This window comes from Corynebacterium doosanense CAU 212 = DSM 45436 (assembly GCF_000767055.1).
In the GTDB taxonomy this organism is placed as follows: domain Bacteria; phylum Actinomycetota; class Actinomycetes; order Mycobacteriales; family Mycobacteriaceae; genus Corynebacterium; species Corynebacterium doosanense.
This window is the reverse complement of record NZ_CP006764.1, coordinates 1,288,053-1,309,393: the sequence shown is the minus strand read 5'-3', so window position 1 is coordinate 1,309,393 and position 21,341 is coordinate 1,288,053. Positions and strand designations below refer to the sequence as shown.

Annotated in this window: 24 protein-coding genes, 1 pseudogene and 2 riboswitches; of the genes and pseudogenes, 14 read left to right on the top strand and 11 right to left on the bottom strand. The window is 66.4% G+C overall.

The features are described 5' to 3' along the window. Positions 1–9 precede the first annotated feature (9 nt). Positions 10–1,437, bottom strand: coding sequence for a 3-isopropylmalate dehydratase large subunit (gene leuC, locus CDOO_RS06455; protein ID WP_018022514.1), 1,428 nt, complete (start codon positions 1,435–1,437; stop codon positions 10–12). A 58-nt stretch (positions 1,438–1,495) separates the two neighbouring features. Between leuC and CDOO_RS06450 the strand changes: the two genes are divergently transcribed. The 4 genes from CDOO_RS06450 (at position 1,496) to phnE (ending at position 5,927) form a co-directional block, all read left to right on the top strand. Beyond that, positions 1,496–2,194 carry an IclR family transcriptional regulator gene (locus CDOO_RS06450; RefSeq protein WP_018022515.1) on the top strand — a complete coding sequence of 233 codons (699 nt, stop codon included), beginning with the start codon at positions 1,496–1,498 and terminating at the stop codon, positions 2,192–2,194. A 216-nt stretch (positions 2,195–2,410) separates the two neighbouring features. After that, a complete protein-coding gene (locus tag CDOO_RS06445) occupies positions 2,411–3,373 on the top strand; it encodes a phosphate/phosphite/phosphonate ABC transporter substrate-binding protein (protein WP_018022516.1) in 963 nt (320 codons plus the stop codon). Between the two features lie 26 nt (positions 3,374–3,399). Beyond that, entirely contained in the window at positions 3,400–4,227 is an 828-nt protein-coding gene (gene phnC / locus CDOO_RS06440; RefSeq protein ID WP_018022517.1) for a phosphonate ABC transporter ATP-binding protein, read from the top strand. After that, positions 4,227–5,927 carry a phosphonate ABC transporter, permease protein PhnE gene (phnE, locus tag CDOO_RS06435; RefSeq protein ID WP_018022518.1) on the top strand — a complete coding sequence of 567 codons (1,701 nt, stop codon included), beginning with the start codon at positions 4,227–4,229 and terminating at the stop codon, positions 5,925–5,927. The genes phnC and phnE overlap by 1 nt, the downstream gene beginning before the upstream one ends. A 61-nt stretch (positions 5,928–5,988) precedes the next feature. On the opposite strand, the gene CDOO_RS14305 is transcribed toward phnE, so the two are convergent. From CDOO_RS14305 to CDOO_RS06415, 6 genes are read right to left on the bottom strand one after another with little or no spacing between them, the layout of a single operon-like run. Continuing rightward, positions 5,989–6,528, bottom strand: coding sequence for an inositol monophosphatase family protein (locus CDOO_RS14305; protein WP_245616266.1), 540 nt, complete (start codon positions 6,526–6,528; stop codon positions 5,989–5,991). Next, positions 6,480–6,824: a hypothetical protein gene (locus tag CDOO_RS14300; RefSeq protein WP_245616252.1), complete on the bottom strand. Its 345-nt coding sequence runs from the start codon at positions 6,822–6,824 to the stop codon at positions 6,480–6,482. Before CDOO_RS14300 ends, CDOO_RS14305 begins: the two co-directional genes overlap by 49 nt. Next, a complete protein-coding gene (locus tag CDOO_RS06425; RefSeq protein WP_155861364.1) occupies positions 6,821–7,648 on the bottom strand; it encodes an amidohydrolase family protein in 828 nt (275 codons plus the stop codon). The genes CDOO_RS14300 and CDOO_RS06425 overlap by 4 nt, the downstream gene beginning before the upstream one ends. A gap of 47 nt (positions 7,649–7,695) precedes the next feature. Further along, a complete protein-coding gene (locus CDOO_RS13265; RefSeq protein WP_018022520.1) occupies positions 7,696–8,001 on the bottom strand; it encodes an amidohydrolase family protein in 306 nt (101 codons plus the stop codon). Beyond that, complete coding sequence (locus CDOO_RS06420; RefSeq protein WP_018022521.1) at positions 7,998–8,753, bottom strand: ATP-binding cassette domain-containing protein; 756 nt, start codon at positions 8,751–8,753, stop codon at positions 7,998–8,000. Before CDOO_RS06420 ends, CDOO_RS13265 begins: the two co-directional genes overlap by 4 nt. A 9-nt stretch (positions 8,754–8,762) precedes the next feature. Continuing rightward, positions 8,763–9,023: a hypothetical protein gene (locus CDOO_RS06415; protein ID WP_245616251.1), complete on the bottom strand. Its 261-nt coding sequence runs from the start codon at positions 9,021–9,023 to the stop codon at positions 8,763–8,765. A 33-nt stretch (positions 9,024–9,056) separates the two neighbouring features. Here CDOO_RS06415 and CDOO_RS06410 point away from each other — a divergent pair, with 33 nt between their 5' ends. Next, the gene (locus tag CDOO_RS06410) at positions 9,057–10,628 is read left to right on the top strand and encodes a recombinase family protein (RefSeq protein ID WP_211209010.1); all 1,572 of its coding nucleotides are present in this window, start codon (positions 9,057–9,059) and stop codon (positions 10,626–10,628) included. A 44-nt stretch (positions 10,629–10,672) separates the two neighbouring features. On the opposite strand, the gene CDOO_RS06405 is transcribed toward CDOO_RS06410, so the two are convergent. Both CDOO_RS06405 and CDOO_RS06400 read right to left on the bottom strand, forming a co-directional pair. Further along, on the bottom strand, positions 10,673–10,873 hold the full coding sequence (locus CDOO_RS06405; RefSeq protein WP_018022524.1) for a hypothetical protein: 201 nt from the start codon (positions 10,871–10,873) through the stop codon (positions 10,673–10,675). A 959-nt stretch (positions 10,874–11,832) separates the two neighbouring features. After that, a complete protein-coding gene (locus tag CDOO_RS06400; RefSeq protein ID WP_018022526.1) occupies positions 11,833–12,036 on the bottom strand; it encodes a hypothetical protein in 204 nt (67 codons plus the stop codon). 205 nt (positions 12,037–12,241) lie between these two features. Next, a riboswitch (TPP riboswitch) is annotated at positions 12,242–12,358 on the top strand. A gap of 34 nt (positions 12,359–12,392) precedes the next feature. On the opposite strand from CDOO_RS06400, the gene CDOO_RS06395 reads away from it, so the two are divergent. The 7 genes from CDOO_RS06395 to CDOO_RS06365 all read left to right on the top strand — a co-directional run bounded on the left by CDOO_RS06395 (position 12,393) and on the right by CDOO_RS06365 (position 17,516). Then, positions 12,393–12,866, top strand: coding sequence for an NUDIX hydrolase (locus tag CDOO_RS06395; RefSeq protein WP_018022527.1), 474 nt, complete (start codon positions 12,393–12,395; stop codon positions 12,864–12,866). Next, entirely contained in the window at positions 12,863–13,672 is an 810-nt protein-coding gene (gene thiD / locus CDOO_RS06390; RefSeq protein ID WP_018022528.1) for a bifunctional hydroxymethylpyrimidine kinase/phosphomethylpyrimidine kinase, read from the top strand. Before CDOO_RS06395 ends, thiD begins: the two co-directional genes overlap by 4 nt. Positions 13,673–13,744: 72 nt before the next feature. Beyond that, positions 13,745–14,215 carry a nucleoside 2-deoxyribosyltransferase gene (locus CDOO_RS06385; RefSeq protein WP_018022529.1) on the top strand — a complete coding sequence of 157 codons (471 nt, stop codon included), beginning with the start codon at positions 13,745–13,747 and terminating at the stop codon, positions 14,213–14,215. Then, positions 14,205–15,212, top strand: a complete 1,008-nt coding sequence (locus CDOO_RS06380; protein ID WP_018022530.1) for a thymidylate synthase — start codon at positions 14,205–14,207, stop codon at positions 15,210–15,212. The genes CDOO_RS06385 and CDOO_RS06380 overlap by 11 nt, the downstream gene beginning before the upstream one ends. Beyond that, the gene (locus tag CDOO_RS06375; RefSeq protein WP_096157498.1) at positions 15,167–15,964 is read left to right on the top strand and encodes a class I SAM-dependent methyltransferase; all 798 of its coding nucleotides are present in this window, start codon (positions 15,167–15,169) and stop codon (positions 15,962–15,964) included. The genes CDOO_RS06380 and CDOO_RS06375 overlap by 46 nt, the downstream gene beginning before the upstream one ends. After that, a complete protein-coding gene (locus CDOO_RS06370) occupies positions 15,965–16,390 on the top strand; it encodes an NUDIX hydrolase (RefSeq protein WP_026159443.1) in 426 nt (141 codons plus the stop codon). It abuts the gene before it with no gap. A 135-nt stretch (positions 16,391–16,525) separates the two neighbouring features. Continuing rightward, a riboswitch (TPP riboswitch) is annotated at positions 16,526–16,645 on the top strand. A gap of 94 nt (positions 16,646–16,739) precedes the next feature. After that, positions 16,740–17,516, top strand: a complete 777-nt coding sequence (locus CDOO_RS06365) for a 3-oxoacyl-ACP reductase (RefSeq protein WP_018022533.1) — start codon at positions 16,740–16,742, stop codon at positions 17,514–17,516. A 224-nt stretch (positions 17,517–17,740) separates the two neighbouring features. On the opposite strand, the gene CDOO_RS06360 is transcribed toward CDOO_RS06365, so the two are convergent. Beyond that, positions 17,741–17,944, bottom strand: a complete 204-nt coding sequence (locus CDOO_RS06360; RefSeq protein ID WP_156111868.1) for a hypothetical protein — start codon at positions 17,942–17,944, stop codon at positions 17,741–17,743. After that, a pseudogene (locus CDOO_RS13925) lies at positions 17,941–18,783 on the bottom strand (IS3 family transposase); the annotation flags it as partial. The gene CDOO_RS06360 and the pseudogene CDOO_RS13925, both read right to left, overlap by 4 nt. A gap of 163 nt (positions 18,784–18,946) precedes the next feature. Here CDOO_RS13925 and istA point away from each other — a divergent pair. Together istA and CDOO_RS06345 are read left to right on the top strand one after the other, a co-directional pair. Then, positions 18,947–20,509: an IS21 family transposase gene (istA, locus tag CDOO_RS06350; protein ID WP_038573144.1), complete on the top strand. Its 1,563-nt coding sequence runs from the start codon at positions 18,947–18,949 to the stop codon at positions 20,507–20,509. After that, positions 20,506–21,252 carry an ATP-binding protein gene (locus CDOO_RS06345; protein WP_018023087.1) on the top strand — a complete coding sequence of 249 codons (747 nt, stop codon included), beginning with the start codon at positions 20,506–20,508 and terminating at the stop codon, positions 21,250–21,252. Before istA ends, CDOO_RS06345 begins: the two co-directional genes overlap by 4 nt. Positions 21,253–21,341 lie beyond the last annotated feature (89 nt).

Below are 21,341 nucleotides of genomic sequence, written 5' to 3'. Positions count from 1 at the left end.
TTTCTCCTTCTACAGGTCGGCGGGGCTGGCGAGGTGGCCGGTGACGGCGGTGGCGGCGGCGACGAGCGGGCTGACCAGGTGGGTGCGTCCGCCCGGGCCCTGGCGGCCCTCGAAGTTGCGGTTGGACGTGGACGCGGAGCGCTCACCGGGCTGGAGCTGGTCGGGGTTCATGCCCAGGCACATGGAGCAGCCCGCGGTGCGCCACTCGGCGCCGAAGTCGGTGAAGATACGGTCGAGCCCCTCCTCCTCCGCCTGCTGCTTGACCAGGGTGGAGGACGGGACCACGAGCATGCGGGTGCCGTCGGCGATGGTGCGGCCCTCGATGACCTCGGCCGCGGCCCGCAGGTCCTCGATCCGCGCGTTGGTGCAGGAACCCAGGAAGACGGTGTCGATCCGGATGTCGCGCATGGGGGTGCCGGCCTCGAGGTCCATGTAGGCCAGGGCCTTCTCGGCCGCGGCCTTCTTGCCCTCGTCGCCGAAGGACTCGGGATCCGGCACGGCGTCATCCAGGCTGACGCCTTGACCAGGGTTGGTTCCCCAGGTGATGAAGGGGGTGAGCGTGTTGGCGTCGAGATGCACGACGGTGTCGAACTCCGCACCCTCGTCCGTGGGCAGCGTCTTCCAGTACTCGACGGCCGCGTCCCAGTCCGCGCCCTTCGGCGCGAACTCGCGGCCCTGGACGTAGTCGAAGGTCTTCTGGTTCGGCGCGATCATGCCCGCGCGGGCGCCGGCCTCGATGGACATGTTGCAGATGGTCATCCGGGCTTCCATGGAGAGCTTCTCGATCGCCTCACCGCGGTATTCCAGCACGTGCCCCTGCCCGCCGCCGGTGCCGATCTTGGCGATGATCGCCAGGATGATGTCCTTGGAGGTCACCCCCGGCTGCAGCTCCCCGGAGACCTCGATGGCCATGGTCTTGAACGGCTTGAGCGAGAGCGACTGGGTGGCCATGACGTGCTCGACCTCGGAGGTGCCGATGCCGAAGGCCATGGCACCGAACGCGCCGTGGGTGGAGGTGTGTGAGTCGCCGCAGACGATGGTCATGCCGGGCTGGGTGATGCCCAGCTGCGGCCCGACGGTGTGCACGATGCCCTGCTGGATGTCGCCCATGGGGTGCAGGCGCACGCCGAACTCGGCGCAGTTGGTGCGCAGGGTCTCCACCTGCTTGCGCGAGGTCTGCTCGCGGATCTCCAGCAGCGAACCGGTGGCGATGCCCTCGGTGGGCACGTTGTGGTCCTCGGTGGCGAGGTGGAGGTCCGGGCGGCGCATCGTTCGGCCGGCCATCCGCAGTCCGTCGAAGGCCTGGGGGCTGGTGACCTCATGGAGGAGCTGGAAGTCGATGTAGATGAGATCAGGGTCGCCGTTCTGTCCGGCCGTGATGACGTGGTCGCGCCACACCTTCTCCGCCAGCGTGAGCTTCCCGTTTGTGTTCGCCATGGGAGTACTCCTCAATCCGTTCGTGCGTCCCACAGGGTGAGACGGTAGTATCCGTTGTATGGGACAGCATAGCGGAGAATCCGGAATCAAGGTTATTGACAGGTCCGTCGCCATCGTCAAGGCCACCACCGCCGGGCCGCGCAGTTTGGCCCAGCTCTGCGAGCTCACCGGCCTGCCGCGCGCCACGGTCCACCGGCTCGCCACCGCGCTCGAGGTACACGACGTCCTCGCCCGCGACGGCGACGGCCTCTGGCGCCAGGGCGCCGCACTGACCACCGCGGGCAGCACGCTTCTCGACGCCGCCCAGCACATCATGTCCGCCCTCGTGGACACCACGCGCGAATCCGTGCAGCTTTACCAGCGCACCGGAACCACCCGCACGTGCATCGCCGCGGAGGAACTCACCAGCGGCCTGCGCGACACAGTGCCCGTCGGTTCGCAGCTGCCCCTGACCTCGGGCTCCGCCGCCAAGGTCATCCTCGCCCACTCCTCCCCCGAGCTTGTCGACGCCCTGCTCCCCCAGGCCCGCTTCGACCGCGCCGAACTCGACGAGGTGCGTCGCCGCGGCCTGGCCGAGTCACAGTCCGAGCGTGAGGTGGGCCTGGCCAGCCTGTCCGCACCGGTCCTCGACCCCTCGGGCACACTCGTCGCGGTCCTGTCGGTGTCCGGTCCCGTCGAGAGGCTCCGCCCGTCGCCCATCGCGGCCTGGGGAACCGAGCTGAGCGCGGCCGCGGCGGAACTGAGCTCGGTCTTCTAAAGCGGATTCGGGGTGACTTTCAGGAGAACTCCACACGAACAGGACCAATTCGAGGGCAACCCCCAGTGACGTGCAGTTTCCCCGACAAGAACTCGTTGTGACATACCCGGCACTAAAGCGAAAACTCCATGAAGATTCATCGTGTGCAGCCCCGCCCGGGCCTTCCCCGTGCGGAGACACTCCTCGATAGATCTTCTCGAGAAAGGCTCTCCCGCCATGATCCACCGCCCCGTCTCCCGCTCCGCTGCCGTCCTCGGTGTGGCCGCCCTGCTGCCCCTCGGCCTCGTCGCCTGCGACTCCGACAGCTCCTCCTCCGCCAACCCGGACGCCGAGTTCTCGGGCGAGTCGATCACCCTGGCGGCCGTGCCCTCCGAGGAGTCCACCACCCTGGAGAGCGCCTACGGCAACATCGCCGACCTGCTGGAGAAGCAGCTCGGCGTCGAGGTCACCTTCCAGAACGCCAACGACTACGCAGCCGTCATCGAGGGACAGCGCGCCGGCCAGATCGACATGGCCTCCTACGGCCCGTTCTCCTACGTCATCGCCTCCGACTCCGGCGTCAAGGTCGAGCCCATCGCGACCCTCGCCAACGCCGCGGACGAGGAGCCCTCCTACACCTCCCAGCTGCACGTCCCGGCCGGCTCGGACATCAAGGGCCTCGAGGACCTGCGCGGAAAGAACGTCTGCTTCGTCGACGCCGCCTCCACCTCCGGTTACCTGGTCCCCTCCTACGGCCTGCTGGGCCTCGGCATCGACCCCGAGAAGGACCTCACCCCGGTCATGGCCGGCGGCCACGACGCCTCCCTGCTCTCCCTCGACGGCGGAAACTGCGACGCGGCCTTCGCCCAGGACACCCAGCTCGGCGTCCTGGAGGAGACCGGCCAGATCAAACCCGGCTCCGTCGAGGTCGTCTGGCAGTCCGATCCCATCCCCTCCTCCCCGCTGACCGCCAACACCGACACCATGTCCGCCGAGCTCGTCGAGGCCGTGAAGAAGGAACTGCTGGAGAACGGCAACAAGGAGAAGCTCACCGAGCTGGGCATCTGCGACTCCGTGGAGGACTGCGTGCTCCCGGATGACTCCGAGTGGGGTTACCTCCCGGTCACCGACGAGAACTTCGACGTCATCCGCGAGATCTGCGAAGTCACCCAGGCCGACGCCTGCAACCAGGTCGGCTAACCTTTCCACACCAAGGAGATTTCAGCATGGGCATCGACAAGACCCCCGCTCTGCAAGAGGAACTCGACCGCATCTACGCCGTTCAGTTCGACCACGTGACCAAGGACTTCGGTTCGGTGCTCGGACTCGACGACGTCACCGTCGGGTTCCGGGCGGGAGAGGTGTCCATCCTGCTGGGACTCTCCGGCTCCGGAAAGTCCACCCTCCTGCGCCACATCAACGGCCTGCAGCGCCCGAGCTCCGGCGTCATCCGCGCGCTGGGCCGGGACGTCACCGGTATGCAGGACAAGCAGCTGCGCGGCCTGCGCCAGGACATCGGCATGATCTTCCAGGACTTCAACCTGGCGGGCCCCATGTCCGTGCTGGAGAACGTCTGCACCGGCGCACTGGGCAAGCTCCGTGGCCCCCGCATGACCCTGATGATGTACCCCAAGGCCATCCGCCGCGAGGCCCTGGAGCAGCTCGACCGCGTCGGACTCGTCGACCGCGCCTACCAGCGTGCCGACACCCTCTCCGGCGGTCAGCAGCAGCGTGTCGCCATCGCCCGCTGCCTCATGCAGCACCCCAAGGTCCTGCTCGCCGACGAGCCCGTCGCCTCCCTCGACCCCATCTCCTCCCAATCCGTCATGGAACTGCTGCGGGAGATCACCGGCGAGGAGAACCTCACCGTGATCACCTCGCTGCACCAGGTGCCCATCGCCCTGGCCGTGGGCGACCGGATCATCGGCCTGCGCGGCGGCAAGATGATCTTCGACCGCGACACCGATGACCTAGACGAGCCGACCATCAACCAGATCTACGGCCCCATGGCGGTCGCGTCCACCGAGCCTGAATCCGCAGAAGCGACCCGCTAATGACGACCACACTGGAACGCCCGCGCCGGGAGATTCCCGATGTGCCCAGGCCCGCACCGTCGATAAGCAATTTCGGCGTCGGCCTCGTGCTTCTCCTGCTGGTCGTCGGGGGTATCTGGTCGATTATTTCGCTGGGCATCAACCCCGGGGCGATCATCGACTCCGTGGACAACGCGGCACGTTTCGTGCAGCGCATGTTCCCGCTCGACTTCCCGCCGCTGGGTGAGACGTTCCGGCTGGTCGCGGAGACCCTGGCGATCGTCTTCCTCGCCACCGTGCTCGCCGTGATCCTGTCCATCCCGGCGGCGATCTTCGCGGCGAAACCCACGACCTCCGGCCCGGCCATGCGGTGGATCTCCCGAGCCCTGATCGTCGTGGCCCGCGCGCTGCCCGACCTCATCCTGGCCATCATCTTCCTGCGCATGTTCGGCCTCGGCCCCCTCGCGGGCATCCTGGCCATGGGCATCCACTCCGTGGGCATGTGCGGAAAGCTCTACTCGGATGCCATTGAAGAGCTTGACGACGGCCCGTCCCAGGCCATCCGTGCCTCCGGCGGAACCCGCAACCAGCAGGTCTGGTCCGCGACGGTCATCCAGCTGCTCCCCCAGATCATCGCCACTGCGCTGCACCGCTTCGACATCAACCTGCGCGCCTCCGTGCTGCTCGGTTACGTCGGCGTCGGCGGCATCGGCCTGGCCATCTCGGAGTCGCTGGGCACGCTGAACTACCAGCGCGGCATGGCGCTCTCGCTCATCGTCCTGGTGCTGTGCATCCTCATCGAGTTCCTCTCCGGTGCGATCCGCGCGGCGATCATGCAGGGCAGCGCCTCCAAGCCGGCCGCCCGGGCGCTGTGGTCGGACAAGGCCGTCGCGCGGCTCCGCCGCGGAAGCACCCCGGCCACGCCCGTGTCCGAGCAGCGGCTCACCCCTCCGTGGGACGGTGACCGGGTCAGCCGGCTGCTCTCGGTCGTGGTGATCCTCGATCTCATGGTGCTGTCCTTCATGCAGGTGGAGATCCGCTGGCGTGACTTCTTCCTCGGGCTTCTCGACGTGCCGCAGACCCTGTCGCTCTTCTTCCCGCCGTCGATGAAGGAGAACATTCTCGAATCCGTCTTCGACGCGATGGTGACCACCATCCAGATCGCCCTGGCGGCGACCCTCATCGGCTCCGTGCTGGCGATTCCCATCGGCATCCTCGCCGCCCGGAACGTGGTGGGCAACAAATACGTCTCCGGATTCTTCCGCGGTCTCATCGTAGTCATCCGCGGCATCCCCGAGCTGATCCTGGCCATCATCTTCGTGGTCATCTCCGGGCTCGGCGGGGTGGCCGGAACCCTGGCGCTGTCCGTCGGCGCGGTGGGTCTGCTGTCGAAACTGCTGGCCGACTCCATCGAGGAAACCGACGTCAAGGTCCAGGACGCCATCCGCTCGAACGGCGCGTCAAAGGTCCAGGTGTTCTTCGCCTCCACCGTCTTCCAGAGTCTCCCGCCGCTCATCGCGCACGTGATGTACCTGCTGGACAACAACATCCGCTCGGCCACGCTGATCGGCGTGGTGGGCGCTGGCGGCATCGGCTTCCTGCTGCTCAACGCCTCGCGAGTGAACCAGTTCCCCGTGGTGACCACGATCCTGCTGGCCATGATCGTCGTGGTTCTGGCGGTCGAGGCACTGTCAATCTGGATGCGCAACACCGTGCGGTAGTTTTCGGCCCGCGCGGCGACGGCCCCGAGTCCACACGTGTGGACTCAGGGCGGTTCCCGTTCTAACCCCGGATGGTGTCCGCGAGCTCCTCGGCCAGGTCCCGGGAGGCGGCGACGATGCCGGACCACCGCAGCGTCAGGTCGGGGCCGAACGAGAACGGCTGGCCCTGCACGTCGATGACCGCTCCCCCGGCCGCGGGGATGAACATCAGTGTGGCCGCCAGGTCGACGATGCGGTGCGTCTGCGAACCGGGGTCGCAGAACGCGTCGATCGCCCCCTCGGCGACGAGCATCGCCTCCAGGCAGCTCGACGAAAGAATGCGCACCCGCCCGGCCCGCTGCGCCACCCGCGCCCAGGCCGCGGTGGAGTCTCCCCCGGCGTGGGTCTTCGGTCGGAGCATGTCCACCGCCGCGCCAGCCAGGGCGGTGCGGCCCGAGGTACGGTAAGCCACCGGCTCCCCGGCCCGCGCCCAGACGGCGTGGCCGTTCTGCAGCCAGACGTTGAGTGACTCCCGGATCTCCCCGTCGATCACCAGCGCGGCGGAGAAGCAGGTCAGCGGCACGCCGGCGACAGCGTTGGCGGAACCGTCGACGGGGTCGATGATGACGGTCGCCGCGTGGCCGCCGTCGATGAACCCGATCTCCTCATCAGCACGTTGACGTTGTGCCGGGCGGCGGCGCGGACGATCTCCTCCTCGACGATCTCGTCGATGAGGTAACTCGGGGTGCCGTCCGCACCCATCTGGGTCTCCTCGGCCAGTTCTGCGCGGGAGTGACCGGACCAGGCGACGTTGAAGGCGCGGGCCGCCGCGAAGGCGAGGTCCGCGAGCACGGGAGAGACCCCGGGATTCAGACGCGGGTCCGGGGCGCGCCAGGGAATGCGATGGTCCGCGCTCATGACAGCCACGCCTTGTGTGTGCCCATGACCCGCGGCCAGCGGTGGCCCAGGTCGAGGAAGGCTAGGTCCGCCAGCAGGCCCTCGGCCAGCCGCCCGCGGTCGGTGAGTCCGGCGACCCGGGCCGGGCCGGCGGTTACCAGCGAGATTGCCCCGGGAAGATCCAGGTGACCCTGGTCGATGAGGCTGCGTACGCCGCCGAGCAGCGCCGAAGGCAGGTAGTCGGAGGTCAGGGCGTCGATAAGCCCTTCCGAGGCGAGCTCCGCCGCGGAGACATTGCCGCTGTGGGACTTCCCCCGCAGGGCTTTGGGGCCGCCGCCGACGATGATGAGGCCGATCTCGCGCGCGTGGCGGGCCGCGGCCATCGTTGTGGGGAACTCCGCGACCTCGCCGCCGTAGCCCTGGAACCGGTCGAGCACCTCCGCGCAGTCCGGGTCGTGTGCCAGGAGGCGGACCCGGCCCGCCGCGGCGAGACCGGCAAGCCACTGCTCGGTGTCCTCGCGGACGCCGGCACCGGATTCCGCGGCGGCCTTCATGCGCACGAGCGCGAGGTCGGCCTCCTCCGGGGTGTGGCCCTCGTCGTCGATCATGTAGCTGCACAGGCGTTCCTCGTCGGGGTACTGACCCTGGCCCGGGGTGTGGTCCTCGAAGGAGACCAAGGCCGGGGCGGAGGAGTCATCCAGGGAGTCGAGGCGCTTCTTCAGCGTCGCCGCGCCCTGATCGGAGAGGATGTCCAGGCGGTGCAGCACCCGGTGGTCGACGAGCCCCGGGGCGGCGGCGTCGATGGCCGCGGCCTCCTCGAGCGCGCGGTCGACGCTGCGCAGCACGCCGCGCACGCTCTGGTGGCGAAAACCCGTGCCTTGATAGACCGTGGTCACCCCCCACCGCGCAGGCGGCCTTCGAGCGAGCCCAGCGCAAAGTCCACGGGCACCTCGGTGCCCGCGCGTGGCATGCGTTCCTTCTCCAGGTCGTCGGTGTGGGTGTCGATGAGACCCGGGGTGACGGTCAGCCCCTCCGCATCGACGTTGAGCTCGAGCGAGCGGCCGGTGCCCGGCGCGATCTCCGCGACGCGGTGGTCGCGCACGACGATGACCGCGTCCTCGACGATGCGGTCGGGCAGGATCGCCGTGGCGTGGCCGATGGTGTAGTCGGCCGGTGGGTGGCCGGGGCGGAAGATCACAGGTGCTCCTCGATGAGTGCGGAATGGCCCTGGCCCGGTGCCTCGCCCGGGGTGGCGTCGGAGACGATCCTGCCACCCTCCATGACCAGCACCCGGTTGGACAGGCGGCGGATGATGCTCATGTCGTGGTAGACGCCGACGACCGCGACGTCGCTTCGGCTGAGGTCGTCGATCATGGCCAGGGCATGCTCCCTGTTGGCCGGGTCGAGGGCGGAGACGGGTTCGTCGAGAAGCAGCAGCCGCGGGGGTGAGACGGTCCCGGCGGCGAGGTTGACCCGCTGCCGCTCACCGCCGGAGAGCACGGCGCAGTCGACCTCCCACAGTGATTCCGCGATGTTGAGCCGGCGCAGCGCGTCGGCGGCGAGCTCCCTCGCGTCCCCGCGGGAATGGCCGCGGCGGGTGGCCGAGGCGACGGTGAGGGCGAAGGGCCCGGTCCGCGGCGGAGCGGCGAGGAACTGGGCCACGTAGCCGAACTCCTGCCCCCGCAGCCGGGCCATGGAGCGATCGGCCAGGGAGGTCAGCTCCACGGGGCCGGAGCGGGCGTGCAGGGTGACGGTGCCGGAGTCAGGCAGGTAGGTGCGGTAGATGCAGCGCAGCAGGCTCGACTTGCCGACCCCCGAGGAGCCCGCGACGGCGACGTGCTCGCCGGAGGAGACGTCAAAGCTCACCCCGGCGAGAGAGGTGACCCGGCGGTCGATGGCGTGCAGGTGGAAGGACTTGTGCAGGTCGCGGACCTCTAGAACTGGGCTCATGGGGTGCTCCTAGGACCTGGCCGCGGCGACGAGTCGCTGGGTGGCGGCCTGGTGGGGATCGGCGAAGAGTTGGTCGGTGAGACCGGACTCGATGATCCGGCCGTGGTGCATGACCACGGCGCGGTCGGTGAGGGTGTCAATGACGGAGAAGTCGTGGCTGACCACGACTACGGCCATCTGCCGCTCCGCGATGAGCTGCCTCAGCAGATCCAGCACGCCGGCGGCGACGGAGGCGTCGAGCCCGGTGGTGGGTTCGTCGATCAAGTTCAAGGGGCAGAGGGAAGGCAGACGCACCTGATGTCCATGAACACCACCACAACGAACACCAACACGACCACGACGAACAGGCTCTTGGAGCTACCGCTGCTCACGCCGGAGTTGCGGGCCGCGGTCGAGCGACTCCGGGAGATGGCCGAGGACGACTGGACCGCTTCGATCCTGTATGGGCGGGCCTCACAGGACCGGCACAAGCTGATGCGCTCGATCGATGACCAGCTCACTGACATGGTCGGCTGGTGCCTGCCGATCGAATGGTACCCGGAGGCGATCGTCCGCGATGCTGACCGGTCGGCCTCGCAGTGGCGCAGGCGCGAACGCGAGGGCTTCGACGAGGCCATGGCCTTGATCGAGTCCGGCAGGTATGGCGGCTTTGCCTCTTGGGAGCCGTCTCGTGCCGGGCGCGATATGGAGGTTTACGTGCAGCTGCGCAAGGCCTGCCAGCGCGCCGGGGTCCTCTACCTCACCCACGGCAGGGTGTATGACTTCTCCCGCTCCGATGACACGTTCATGATGGGCTTCGAGTTCCTCCGCGCCGAAGCGGACGCGAACACGATGCGCGAGCGGCAGTTGCGCACAGTCAAGCTCAACGCGGACAAGGGCCGCCCCCACGGTCGCCTCCCGTACGGATACCGGCGGGTCTACGACCAGCACACCGGTGTCCTGCTGCGCCAGGAACCCGACCCCCACACCGGGCAGATCGTCCGCGATGCCGCCCGTGATGTGCTGGCTGGTAAGTCCATGTACTCGATAGCGATGCGGTTGCAGGATGCTGGGGAGCCGACACCGAAGAAGCCGTGGGCCGAGAGTCCCCGCGGCTGGGATACCTACACCGTCCGCCAGGTGCTCCAGAACCCCACCATCGCCGGCAAGCGCGTCTACCGCGGTGAGGTCATCGGCCAGGCGCAGTGGGAGGCGTTGATCGAGTGGGAGGACTTCCAGAAGATCCAGCGCCTGTTCGCCGATCCCGGACGTCTCGTCAAGGGCGGTGGCGGGATGGCCGCGAAGACGCTCATGGTCCACATCGCCCGCTGCCACTACTGCGGCCGCCCTTTGAAGCGGGCCACGATGCGGAAGAAGGAGAGGACTCCGGCGGTGAAGTACCAGTGCCAGTTCCGGGGGTGCTATAAGACGATGATCTCCCAGCCGGGCCTGGACGCCTATGTCGAGCAGGTCGTGCTGGAGTGGTTCCAGAACCCGACCAACCTCGCCTGGCTCACCGGCGACGACGACGGCGACTGGCTCAAGGTTGCCGAGGCTGCCGAGCAGAAGCGGGCGGCGTTGCAGGCCCGCCTGGACGAGGTCATCGCCCAGTACGCGGCCGGGAGTCTGAACCTCGACACGCTCACGAAGCTGGAAGCCGCGTTGCGGCCCCAGATCGCCGAGGCCGAGCAGGCGCTCATCCCCCCGGTGACCGACGAGCGGGTGCGTGCCCTGGTCACCGCCGAGGATGTGCCTGCCGCGTGGGCGGGCCTGCCACTGTTGGAGCGGAGGAAGATCATCAAGGCCACGTTCAACGTCCGCATCCAGCAGACTCAGAACCGGGGCCAGAACGCCTTCGAGCCCGAGCGGGTACTCATCGAGCCCCGCGCACTCTAAAGGACGTGGGGCTCGATGCCGAGACGGTCAGGATGCCGGGTGGGTCAGGTGGCGTCGCCGCGGAGTTGGTGGCGGATCAGCTCGGCCTGCTCGGCACTCATGGGCGGGAACCGGGAGGCTGTGGTCTTCGCGGCCTGCCGGATCGTCTCCCGGTTGGTGTCGGTCAGGGCCTCGTCGTCGATCGCCAGGCGCGGCCTCGTCGTCGTGGTGGGCGTATGGGTCTGGGGTGTCGGGATACTGTTCATACCCGACAGGTACGCCTATACACCCGAGGTTCAAAAACAGCAATCACTGCATCTAGCCATCCGCGCAGGAGCGAGCTACTATATGTGGATGGTCAGTGCTGTCGTGCCCTTGGAGGCCCCGAAAACGGGGTCGGGCACGGGGGTGCCGATTCGGCGCCCCCGGAGCAGTCACCAGCGGAACGTCACGGTGGTGAAAATTGTGCACCACCGTCAGCCCGCTGTCGTCATCTCCGGCAGCACGGTTGTAGCAATTTGCCACCACCGTCGACCTGCCCTCGTTCTTGACGGTGGTGCCACGGTGGCACCACGGTCGGCTCGAGCCCACGGGGGTGAAAATTTTCCACCCCCGTGCCCGCGCCGGGGGCCGGTGAACGGCTCCGGAAATTTTCCGGCCCCGTTGCCCCTGCACGGTTCGCACCTGCGGATGGCATGGTGGTGCCGATTCGGCACCACCATGGCCTGCCCGCGCGAGGCGTACGGCGCCGCCACAGTGGCGGCACCGTGGGCGTCCCCCTGGCACGGTGGGAGGAAATTTCCTCCCACCGTGCCAGGGGTTTCGCCCTGAGAGGTTGGCCTGCGTCGTGATCAACGGGTCCGCCCATTTTGCGGACCCGTTCTCCTCGCCCGGACGTGACCGGGCCGCCCGCACGCTGCTCTCGTTCCGCTCGCCTGTGGCGGTACGTTGAGTGTTCATAGTCCGAGTCCTCGGTCATGTGGCCCCCGCCCCTGGTCTGGTGGACCGAACGGCGGGTCGGGGTCGAGGCGGTGTGCTCGCCGCTGCAACGCCGCTCGCAGCTCGTGATCCAGGGCACCTATCTCGCGCCGTGGGCGGTCTCGGCTTCCTTCCACGCCGCCGGGTCGGTGTAGCCGGGGATGTTGACGAGCACCTCGGTGCCGGGATACGTGTAATGATCCGGCATCACCGTCCACCCCCGCCCGAGACATTGGCCCGCGGCGTGTTACCGGGTGATGCCGTGCTTCGCGTCGATCTGCGCCAGCCGGACGGCGATGGCGTCATCGGCGGACATCTCTCCAGTGAGCACCTTGCGGCCCAGGGCACGGTCGGCGTCAGTCTCCTCTTCGCTAGCCATCCGCTGGCTCGCAGTGACCTGCGCTTCGAGCCGGTCGATCTCGGCCTGTTCCAGGGCCTTCGTCGTCGCCATGACCTGTCCTCCTTCATGCTCGCCCGACACCTTCCATTCTACCGTCCAAGACCGACACCGACCAGTGACTCCACCCGTGAGACGGGCACTTGCTCCATCGGGCACAGTCGCAGCACTGGATAGGTGCGCAGCCGATCCCAACACCAGCATCCCGCAGCGGGCAATCCGCGCAGGGTGTATCTGTGACGGCATTCTGGTAGATTCGGGTTGCACCGAGGGGTGTCCCGTCAAGGGGCTGAGATACCACTGGACGTTGTCAGCGTGGTGACCCTAGAACCTGATCCGGATCATGCCGGCGAAGGGACTGGTCTAGCAGGGCTTCTTTCCTTCGCTGGCCTCCCCATTAGGAGGTTACAGTGTCCCATTCTGTTGTCGGCCCCGCGACGTCCTCAGTCGAGGTGCGCCCGAGGGTCGCGGTCATTTCCGTCCTCATCAAAGATGACCATGTCCTCTTGGTGCGTCGCGCGAACCCTCCTGATGCAGGATTCTGGGGATTCCCGGGCGGGAAGATCGAATTCGGAGAAACGATCACCAAAGCCGCCGAACGCGAACTCGGTGAAGAAACCAGCATCATCGGTCAGGCGACCGGTGTTTTGACTTCCGTTGACGCGTTCAGCCGAGACGAGACTGGACGGTTGGACAGTCACTACGTGCTTATCGCCGTGCTCTGCCAGTGGCGCTCGGGGCAACCCCACGCTGGCGACGACGCCCTCGAAGCACGCTGGTTCCCCCTCGACGAGGTCGACGAGGCCCGCCTGACTCTGAGCAAGGATGTCGCCGAGGTCGCCCGCTACGCCGCCACACAGCAGCAGAAGGAAGTGCACGCATGACGATCAAGAACGTCCTATCCATCGCAGGCACCGACCCCACTGGCGGGGCGGGCATCCACGCCGATCTCAAAGCCTTCTCAGCGAGGGGCACCTACGGTATGGCCGCGATCACCGCGGTCGTGGCACAGAACACGCGCGGTGTGCGCTCGTTCATGCCCCTTGATCCCTCTTTCGTCGGTGAGCAGATCGATGCAGTGTTCGACGATGTGCGCGTCGACGCGGTAAAGATCGGTATGGTCGCCAACGCCGCGATCGCCGAGGTCATCGCCGAGCGCCTGCAATACCACGAAGCCGAGACCGTGGTCCTTGATCCGGTGATGGTCGCCAAGAGCGGCGACAGGCTGTTGGACGACGATGCGGTCGCAGCCATCCGAGACACGCTCGTGCCACTGGCCACGATCATCACCCCGAACCTTCCCGAAGCCGCCGTGCTCCTCGACACCACAGATGTCACCCGCTTGGGGCAGATGGAGGACCAGGCCACCGGGCTGCGTGGCCTTGGCTGTCAGTGGGCGCTACTCAAAGGCGGGCATCTCACGAACGAGACGGTCAGTGTCGACTACCTCGCCGGCCCCGACGGGATCTCCACCTACACCTCTCCCAGGATCGAAACCCTCAACGACCACGGCACCGGCTGCACCTTGTCCTCGGCGATCACCGCACTGCTGCCTGACCACACCGTGCCCGAAAGCGTTGAACGGGCGAAGACCTACCTGCACGGCGCTCTCGTTGCCAGCGACCGCCTCGACGTCGGCCAAGGTCACGGTCCCCTGCATCACTTCCACCAGCTCTGGCCGCGCGGGTAGGGATGCAGAACAGCCCCTCCTCGTTCCGATCGGTAGAGCTAACCACTTCGACTCATGAAAGGAGCCGTGACGATGACGCGAAAGATGTTTCTCGCCGGCCCGTTCAAAGCTCTCGTCGACGCCGACACCCATGTGATGGGCGACGCCGCGATCGACAAGTACACCTCGATCATCGACTTCTTCGAAACCCAGGGGTGGGATGTGCACTGCGCCCACCGCAGAGAGCACTGGGGCCGTGAGTTCATGGAACCCAGCGAATGCACACGCATCGACTACACGGAGATCGCCGCCTGCGACGTCTTCGTCGCGTTCCCCGGCGCACCGGCATCCCCGGGCACGCACATCGAGATCGGGTGGGCCTCCGCCTGGAACAAACCCATCGTCTTACTCCTCGACGAGGGAGCCGAGTACGCGTTCCTCGTCCGAGGCCTCTCAGCGGTCGCCGACGTCCAGATGATCACCATCGATCCCGAGCAGCCCACCGGACCACGCATCCTCACCGCGATCGAGCACGCGCAGGCAGGAGCCGTCAGTGAAGCCTGAGTATCCCGACCTCCACACGCTCTACCTGGATTCCCTGCGACAGGTCTACACCGGGTTCGAATACCAGAACAGTCCCCGCGGTCAGGACGAACGCGAAATCATCGGCTACACCGCACGCCTGACCAACCCGGCCCGGCGGTACTGCTTGGCCAGGTCTCGTCGGCAGAACATCATCTTCAACTACGCCGAAGCACTGTGGTACCTCTCAGGGAAGAACGACCTCGACTTCATCCGCACCTACGCACCCTCGATGAGCCGGTACAGTCCCGACGGCCTCAGCCTGCCGGGCACCGGGTATGGTCCCAAACTGCTCAGACACGTCGGCGACGAGACTGCGATCGAACGAATCGTGAACATCCTCCGCGAGGATGACCCTGCGAGCAAGCGTGCCGTTCTGCAGATCTTCGACGACTCCGAAGACATCTACCGCCGCAACATCGACGTCTCCTGCACGCTGGCTCTCCAGCTGTTGCGCCGTGAGGACCGTCTGCACATGGTCGCGTTCATGCGCGCCAACGACGCGTACATGGGACTGCTCAACGACACGTTCTCCTTCACGTTCATCCAAGAATTTCTCGCCTCGATGCTGGGCCTGACCCCGGGTGTGTACATCCACAACGTCGGCTCGATCCACATCTACGAAAAAGACCTCACCAAGGTGCACACCCTCCTCGGCGGCGATGATCAGACGATCGTGGAGGAACCCAGCACTCTTCCACGGCTGCCCTCGGGGGCGAGCCTGGACCAGGTGCACCAGGTCCTCGCCCTGGAGAAGTCGATCCGTGCAGACGAGCTCCCAGGCCGCGCACTGGCGACCCTTGATCTTCCGGAAGCGTGGGTCGACATTGTCCGCCTGTTCTGGATCCACCGGCAACTCCAATACCAACGACCAGTCGACCCATCGATTATCGGCGACCTCCATCCCCTCCACCGGGAGCTGGTCGTGAGCCGATGGCCCAGCATCGAAAACGCGCGTGTGAGGGCGGTGCAGCAGTGACGACATCATGGACGACTCCGGCAGTCTCAGCAGGGTTCGATGCCTATGACGACTATGTCGAAAACCGACTGGCTTATACCCCGCTCGTCAATGACCTCCAAACTGCTTGCGGCCGAGGGGGGATCGTGCTCGATTATGGGTGCGGCAGCGGAAAAGTCTCACGACGCCTCCTCGACGCCGGAGCCGCAGCACAGGTCGTCGGAGTCGACATCAGCACCGACATGATCACCCTCGCCCGGGCGCAGACCCCGCAACCGGCCGCGCGATTCCACACCATCGACAGCGGCCACGTTCCCTACCCGGATGACACATTCGATGCGATCGTGTGCTGCTTCGTATTCATCAACGTGCCCACACGCGAGGAACTGAGAGCGATCGCCCGCGAGCTCGCCCGAGTGCTTACACCGACCGGCAGACTCTTCATCGTCGATAGCAACCCGGCGGCCACAGGAGTACCGTTCCCGACCTTCCGCAGCGGCGAGCCCGGCAGAGGCTACCGTGACGGAGACGAACGCAAGGTCAGCTTGCAGATCCCCGGCACCGGGATCCTCGAGCTTGTCGACCGGCACTGGTTCATCAGCACCTACGAGGCGGTGCTGACCGAGGCCGGCTTCACAGTCGACAAGGTCACCGACCGCGGAGCACAAACCGTAGAGGACGTCGGCTCCCAGGCACCTATCGACCATCCACCGTTCATGCAGATCACAGCCCACCTCCAAGACCACTCCGAGTCGACGATCGGGGCGGGGTAGATGACGCGCGACGCTTCCTACCCGAAGCCGGCGACGCTGGCGGCAGTGGTCCGAAAAGGACGTGTACTCCTTATCCGGCGTGCCCACATGCCCGACGCCGAGCGCTGGGCATTCCCCGGGGGCAAGATCGAACCCGGCGAGACCCTGACCGCCGCGACCGCGCGCGAACTCGCCGAGGAAACAGGAGTCCTCGCCACACCCGGTGATGTCTTCGATGCTGTCGACGTCATCGATGCCGACCACAATCTGCATTACGTCCTGATCGCAGTGCTCTGCCGATGGGAACGAGGGGAACCGGTCCCGGACGATGACGCACTCGAAGCGGCATGGTTCACCCTCGAGGAAATGGCTGCGATACCGGTCGCGGAAACATTCAACGTCCGCGCTATCGCCCAAACCGCGCTCGAGCTGGAACGCAAGCAATAGGAACACTCAAGAAGCCAGAATGCCCATTTGCCGGATAGCACGTAGTGATATCAGGTGTTCTGTGACAGCGATTCCAGTAACGAAGAATCAGGCCGTCCGAAGCTTGTGGAGAGTGTGGTTTCCGTGATGTGATGGTGGCGTGACACGGGGCGCCGCCCGTTCCAGCTTTCGAGCACGGGACGTGGTCGGCTGAGATGACACCCGTTGAACCTGATCCAGTTAGCACTGGCGAAGGGAATGTCCGGACTTTCACCCGCCGACAATGTTGGCGGTGTCAGCGCACCGAAGAGCAACTTTCGCTCTTCGGTGCGCACGGGTTGCCTTCGCCTCGATATCGAGAGGCATACACATGGCACACACTATTCTCCCCCTCACCGAGCAGATCGTCCTCGTCACCGGCGGCGCCCGCGGACTCGGAGCTGCGATCACTCGCGCGTTCCTGGCCCAGGGTGCGCGAGTGGTCATCGACTACCACACCTCCCAGGACGCCGCGGAGGACCTCGCCGCCGCCCACCCCGGAAAGGCGATCGCAATCCGGGCTGATGTCCGCGACCGCGCCCAGGTCGATGGCCTCGTCGCTGAGGCCGCCGATCGCTTTGGCGGTCCGATCACCACGGTCGTGAACAACGCGCTGGCTGACTTCTCCTTCAACGGCGACGCCCGCTCCCACGCGGACCAGATCTCCTACGAGGAGATCACCGCACAGTTCACCGGCTCCGTGCATGGGCCTCTCAACGTCATCCAGGCCACCCTTCCCGGCATGGTCGAGGCGGGCTTCGGCCGGATCGTCAACATCGGTACGAACCTCTTCCAGCACCCCGTCGTGCCCTACCACGACTACACCGCGGCGAAAGCAGCGCTGCTGTCCCTGACACGCACCTTCGCCGACGATCTCGGCCCGCAGGCCATCACGGTGAACATGGTCTCCGGGGGGCTGCTGCTGACCACCGACGCCTCGGCGGCGACCCCTGAGGCGGTCTTCGAGGGCATCGCCGCGGGCACCCCGCTGCGGGCGGTTACGACGCCGGATCAGCTCGCCGACCCAGTCGTATTCTTCGCTTCCCCGTGGGCCAGGGGTGTGACGGGTCAGAACCTCATCGTCGACGGCGGACTCGTCAAGGGGTGAGCGGCGTGGAAGGCAAGCAGGCCCACTTCAACCTCTTCATCCACGGTGTCGGTCATCGCAGCGCGGCCTGGTGGTCACCGCCACGTCGTGCAGCGCAACGACCGACTGCGCCTCGTCCCTGAACACCGTGACCACGCCTCTCTCATCTCACTCTTCGTTTAAGCAGAGCCCCTGCAGAAGCCCCGTTCATTCCCTTGACGGACACGCCGTCAACACCCTTCGGTCTAGATTTCTGGGGCGCTCTTCTCTCCGTGGGCTCGGAGCATGCCGAAGGCGACGAGGCCCGCCGCGAGCACGGTCAGAGCGATTCCGCCCCAGGTGACCGCGAGTCGGAACTCCGCGGTCTGCTCGGTCGGCCAGGCCGATGCGGTGAGGTGCCCGGTGAAGATGGGGGTCTGCTGCACGTTTAGGTGACAATTGTTAGTCACGCCGCGAGGGCGACGTCCTTGGTCATGATGGCCTCGAATTCGATCGGGGTCAAACGTCCCAGACGGGCCTGCCGTCGTCGGCGGTGATAGGTCCTCTCGATCCAGGTCACGATCGCGATCCTCAGTTGCTCACGCGTGATCCAGGAACCCCGATCAAGGACGTTCTTCTGCAGGAGAGAGAAGAACGATTCCATCGCAGCATTGTCGCCGCTCGAACCCACCCTGCCCATAGAACCGACCATGTCGTGGCCGGCCAGAGCACGCAGGAACTTCCGGCTTCGAAACTGAGATCCTCTGTCCGAATGGACCACGCAACCGACGACGTCACCGCGCATCTGGACCGCGTTCTCAAGTGCTTGGACAGCCAGGCGGGACTTCATCCTGGAGTCGATGGAGTACCCGACGATGCGCCGGCTGAAGGCGTCTTTGATCGCACAGCAGTAGAGCTTGCCTTCCGCGGTTCCGTGTTCCGTGATGTCCACGAGCCAGAGTTCATTCGCCCGCGTCGCAGCGAACACATGCCGGGTACGACCATGCTCATCGACCACGGCGCAGAGATCGTCATGGGCGGGCGGACCAGGATTCTTCCCGTTCTTGGCCCGTTTCTTCCCGAACACGGACCACCAGCCATTGCTCGAGGTGATCCGCCACGCGGTCCGGTCGGCCATCGGCTCACCCACATCGCGTGCTTCGTCGGCGAGGAGGCGGTGCCCAAACTCGGGGTCATCCTTGTGGGCGTCGAACAGCGCGTTCGCGCGATACGCCTCGACCACCTCGTTCGGGGTGACGGGGTCAGCCAGCCACCGGTAGTAGGGCTGGCGGGAGAGCTTGAGCACCCGACTGAATATTCGCTTTACTGGGGTCCACCGGTCGCGTGTCCGGGGGCCGGCAGGCTGAGGACGGGTTCGTAGGCGTCGGGGCCACTCGTGGTGCGGTCGGGGGCCACCACGCTTACGCTCCTCCCGCCGTGTGTATAGGGCACACGGCGGAAGGAGCAAGCCAATGGTACGAAAGATCAGAGCGAAGCTGATACTGCAGCTACGCTCCGAGGGCCTGTCCGGACGCACGATCGCCGCGTCGCAGGGCATGTCCCGAAAAAGCATCACCGCGGTACTGGAAGCCGCCGACACCGCGGGTGTGAGCTGGGATGATGTCGCCGAGCGTCCCGAGGACGAGGTCTATGACCTGCTGTTCCCGGGCCGGGGACAGCACCACAGCGTGTTCGCCCAACCGGACTGGGAGAAAATCCACCGGGAACTCGCCAGGGTCGGCGTGACCCTGAAGCTGCTGCACGGCGAGTACACCGATGAATGCGTCGCCACCGGAGCGCCGGCGATGGGCTACGACCGGTTCTGCCGGACCTACCAGCGCCACGTCCTGGTCACGGGAGCAGCGTCGAGGGTGGGACACAAGGCCGCCCAGAGCGTCGAGGTCGACTGGTCCGGGCCGACGATGACCCTGCTTGACCCGATCAGTAGTACCCCGAGGCCGGTGTACCTGTTCGTCGGGTGCCTGCCCTTTAGCCGCTACTCGTTTGTCTACCCGAGTCTGGACATGACGCAGGAGTCCTGGCTGCGGGCCCATGTCGCGATGTTCACCGCCTTCGGCGGATCGGTACCGCGGATCGTGCCCGACAACCTCAAAACCGGGGTGATCACCCATCCCCGCGACGGTGAGATCGTCCTCAACGACGCCTACCGCGAGATGGCCGCACACTACTCGGCCGCGGTGCTGCCGGGCCGGGTACGCAAAGCGAAGGACAAGCCGAGCGTGGAAAACACCGTGTGGCATGTCGCGATGCGGGTCATCGCCCGGCTACGCGACCAGCAGTTCACATCCCTGCCGGAGCTGACGGCCGCGGTCACCGCACAGGTCGCGGCCTACAACGCCGAGCCTTTCCAGAAGCGGGACGGCTCCCGGGCCAGTGTGTTCACCACCGAGGAACAACCCCTGCTGACCGGGCTTCCGCAGGTCGCCTATGAGATCAGCCGGTGGGTCTACGGCCGGAGGGTCGGGCGCAACGGGCACGTGGTGTGGGAGAAGAATTTCTACTCGGTGCCAGTCACCCATATCGGCACAAGCGTAGATCTGCGGATCACCGACCGTGTCCTGCAGATCTACTCCGGCCAGCAAAGGGTGAGCAGCCACCTGCTGTTTCCCGAGGGATCAGCCAATCAGTACCGCACCAACGACGCTGATCTACCCGCCGGGGAGCGCTACCAACCGTGGGACGCCCCGCGCGTGCGGGAGTGGGCAGGCCGGGTCGGCCCGTCCGCGACGGTGGTGGTCAACCGGATCTTCGAATCGGTGGCCGTCGACGAGCAGGGCCTGAATGCCGCCCTGGCGGTGTTGCGGTTGACGCGGCGGTATTCCGCCGAGCGGGTCGAGGACGCCTGCAGGCTGGCGCTGGCCGGGCATGTCCGGTCCCCGCGGTACGTGCACCTGCACCCGATCCTGGCCACCGGGCAGGACCAGGCCACCCGGCAACGCCCACCACGGGAGGAACCGGTCGAGGAAGGCGGATTCGTCCGCGGCGCCGACTACTACGCAGGAGACGTGAAATGAGCGGCATCGACATGGAAACCACACGCAAACTCCGCGACATGGGCGCGACCGCCCTGCTGGAGGCCATCGACGCCGAAGACGAGAACCTCGTCCTGGGGATGGGATTCGAGGAACGGCTGCACCTGATCGTCGATGAGGCGTATGCCACCTTCACCCACGGCAAGGTCGACGGGCTGATCCGCCGGGCCGGCCTGCGCTACCCGGCAGCTGATCTGCGTCGGATCGACCTGGTCGAGCAACGAGGACTGAATCGCAACCTGCTGGCTACCTTGGCGACCTGCGGGTTCATCGAGCGCCACCAGAATGTCGTGTTCCAGGGGTTCACCGGGTCAGGGAAATCCTATCTGGGGTGCGCGCTGGCGAAGCAGGCCTGCCAGCACCGGTACCGGGCGCACTACATCCGAATGCCGGATCTGGAGGAAGCCTGGGCCACCGCACGCGACAAACCCCAGGGGACGACGAAGTTCCTCAAGAAGTACGCCGCATTCACCGTCCTGGTTATCGACGAGTGGCTGCTGGATCACCCGGATGAGGCCATGCGCAGCATGCTGCTGGAACTACTGGAACGCCGCTACGACTCCGCGTCGACGGTGTTCTGCACCCAGTACGCGAAAAAAGACTGGCATCAAAGGCTCGGATCCGGGGTGCATGCCGATGCGATCATGGACCGGATCGTGCATAACACGATCTGGGTCGACACCGGCACCCACAACATGCGCGAGCACGTCACCATGAGCCAGTAGGAATTGTCCTGCGGACGCCGGTGGCCCCCATCACGACGGCTGCCGGCCCCCGCAGGCAATATCGCTGGCCCCCAACCACACGATCGGGT

Coding starts and splice junctions, on each gene's coding strand:
- leuC (WP_018022514.1), bottom strand. CDS start 1,437: ATGGCGAACACAAACGGGAAGCTCACGCTGGCGGAGAAGGTGTGGCGC.
- CDOO_RS06450 (WP_018022515.1), top strand. CDS start 1,496: ATGGGACAGCATAGCGGAGAATCCGGAATCAAGGTTATTGACAGGTCC.
- CDOO_RS06445 (WP_018022516.1), top strand. CDS start 2,411: ATGATCCACCGCCCCGTCTCCCGCTCCGCTGCCGTCCTCGGTGTGGCC.
- phnC (WP_018022517.1), top strand. CDS start 3,400: ATGGGCATCGACAAGACCCCCGCTCTGCAAGAGGAACTCGACCGCATC.
- phnE (WP_018022518.1), top strand. CDS start 4,227: ATGACGACCACACTGGAACGCCCGCGCCGGGAGATTCCCGATGTGCCC.
- CDOO_RS14300 (WP_245616252.1), bottom strand. CDS start 6,824: ATGAGCGCGGACCATCGCATTCCCTGGCGCGCCCCGGACCCGCGTCTG.
- CDOO_RS06420 (WP_018022521.1), bottom strand. CDS start 8,753: ATGAGCCCAGTTCTAGAGGTCCGCGACCTGCACAAGTCCTTCCACCTG.
- CDOO_RS06410 (WP_211209010.1), top strand. CDS start 9,057: ATGAACACCACCACAACGAACACCAACACGACCACGACGAACAGGCTC.
- CDOO_RS06405 (WP_018022524.1), bottom strand. CDS start 10,873: ATGAACAGTATCCCGACACCCCAGACCCATACGCCCACCACGACGACG.
- CDOO_RS06400 (WP_018022526.1), bottom strand. CDS start 12,036: ATGGCGACGACGAAGGCCCTGGAACAGGCCGAGATCGACCGGCTCGAA.
- thiD (WP_018022528.1), top strand. CDS start 12,863: ATGACGATCAAGAACGTCCTATCCATCGCAGGCACCGACCCCACTGGC.
- CDOO_RS06385 (WP_018022529.1), top strand. CDS start 13,745: ATGACGCGAAAGATGTTTCTCGCCGGCCCGTTCAAAGCTCTCGTCGAC.
- CDOO_RS06375 (WP_096157498.1), top strand. CDS start 15,167: ATGGCCCAGCATCGAAAACGCGCGTGTGAGGGCGGTGCAGCAGTGACG.
- CDOO_RS06370 (WP_026159443.1), top strand. CDS start 15,965: ATGACGCGCGACGCTTCCTACCCGAAGCCGGCGACGCTGGCGGCAGTG.
- CDOO_RS06365 (WP_018022533.1), top strand. CDS start 16,740: ATGGCACACACTATTCTCCCCCTCACCGAGCAGATCGTCCTCGTCACC.
- istA (WP_038573144.1), top strand. CDS start 18,947: ATGGTACGAAAGATCAGAGCGAAGCTGATACTGCAGCTACGCTCCGAG.
- CDOO_RS06345 (WP_018023087.1), top strand. CDS start 20,506: ATGAGCGGCATCGACATGGAAACCACACGCAAACTCCGCGACATGGGC.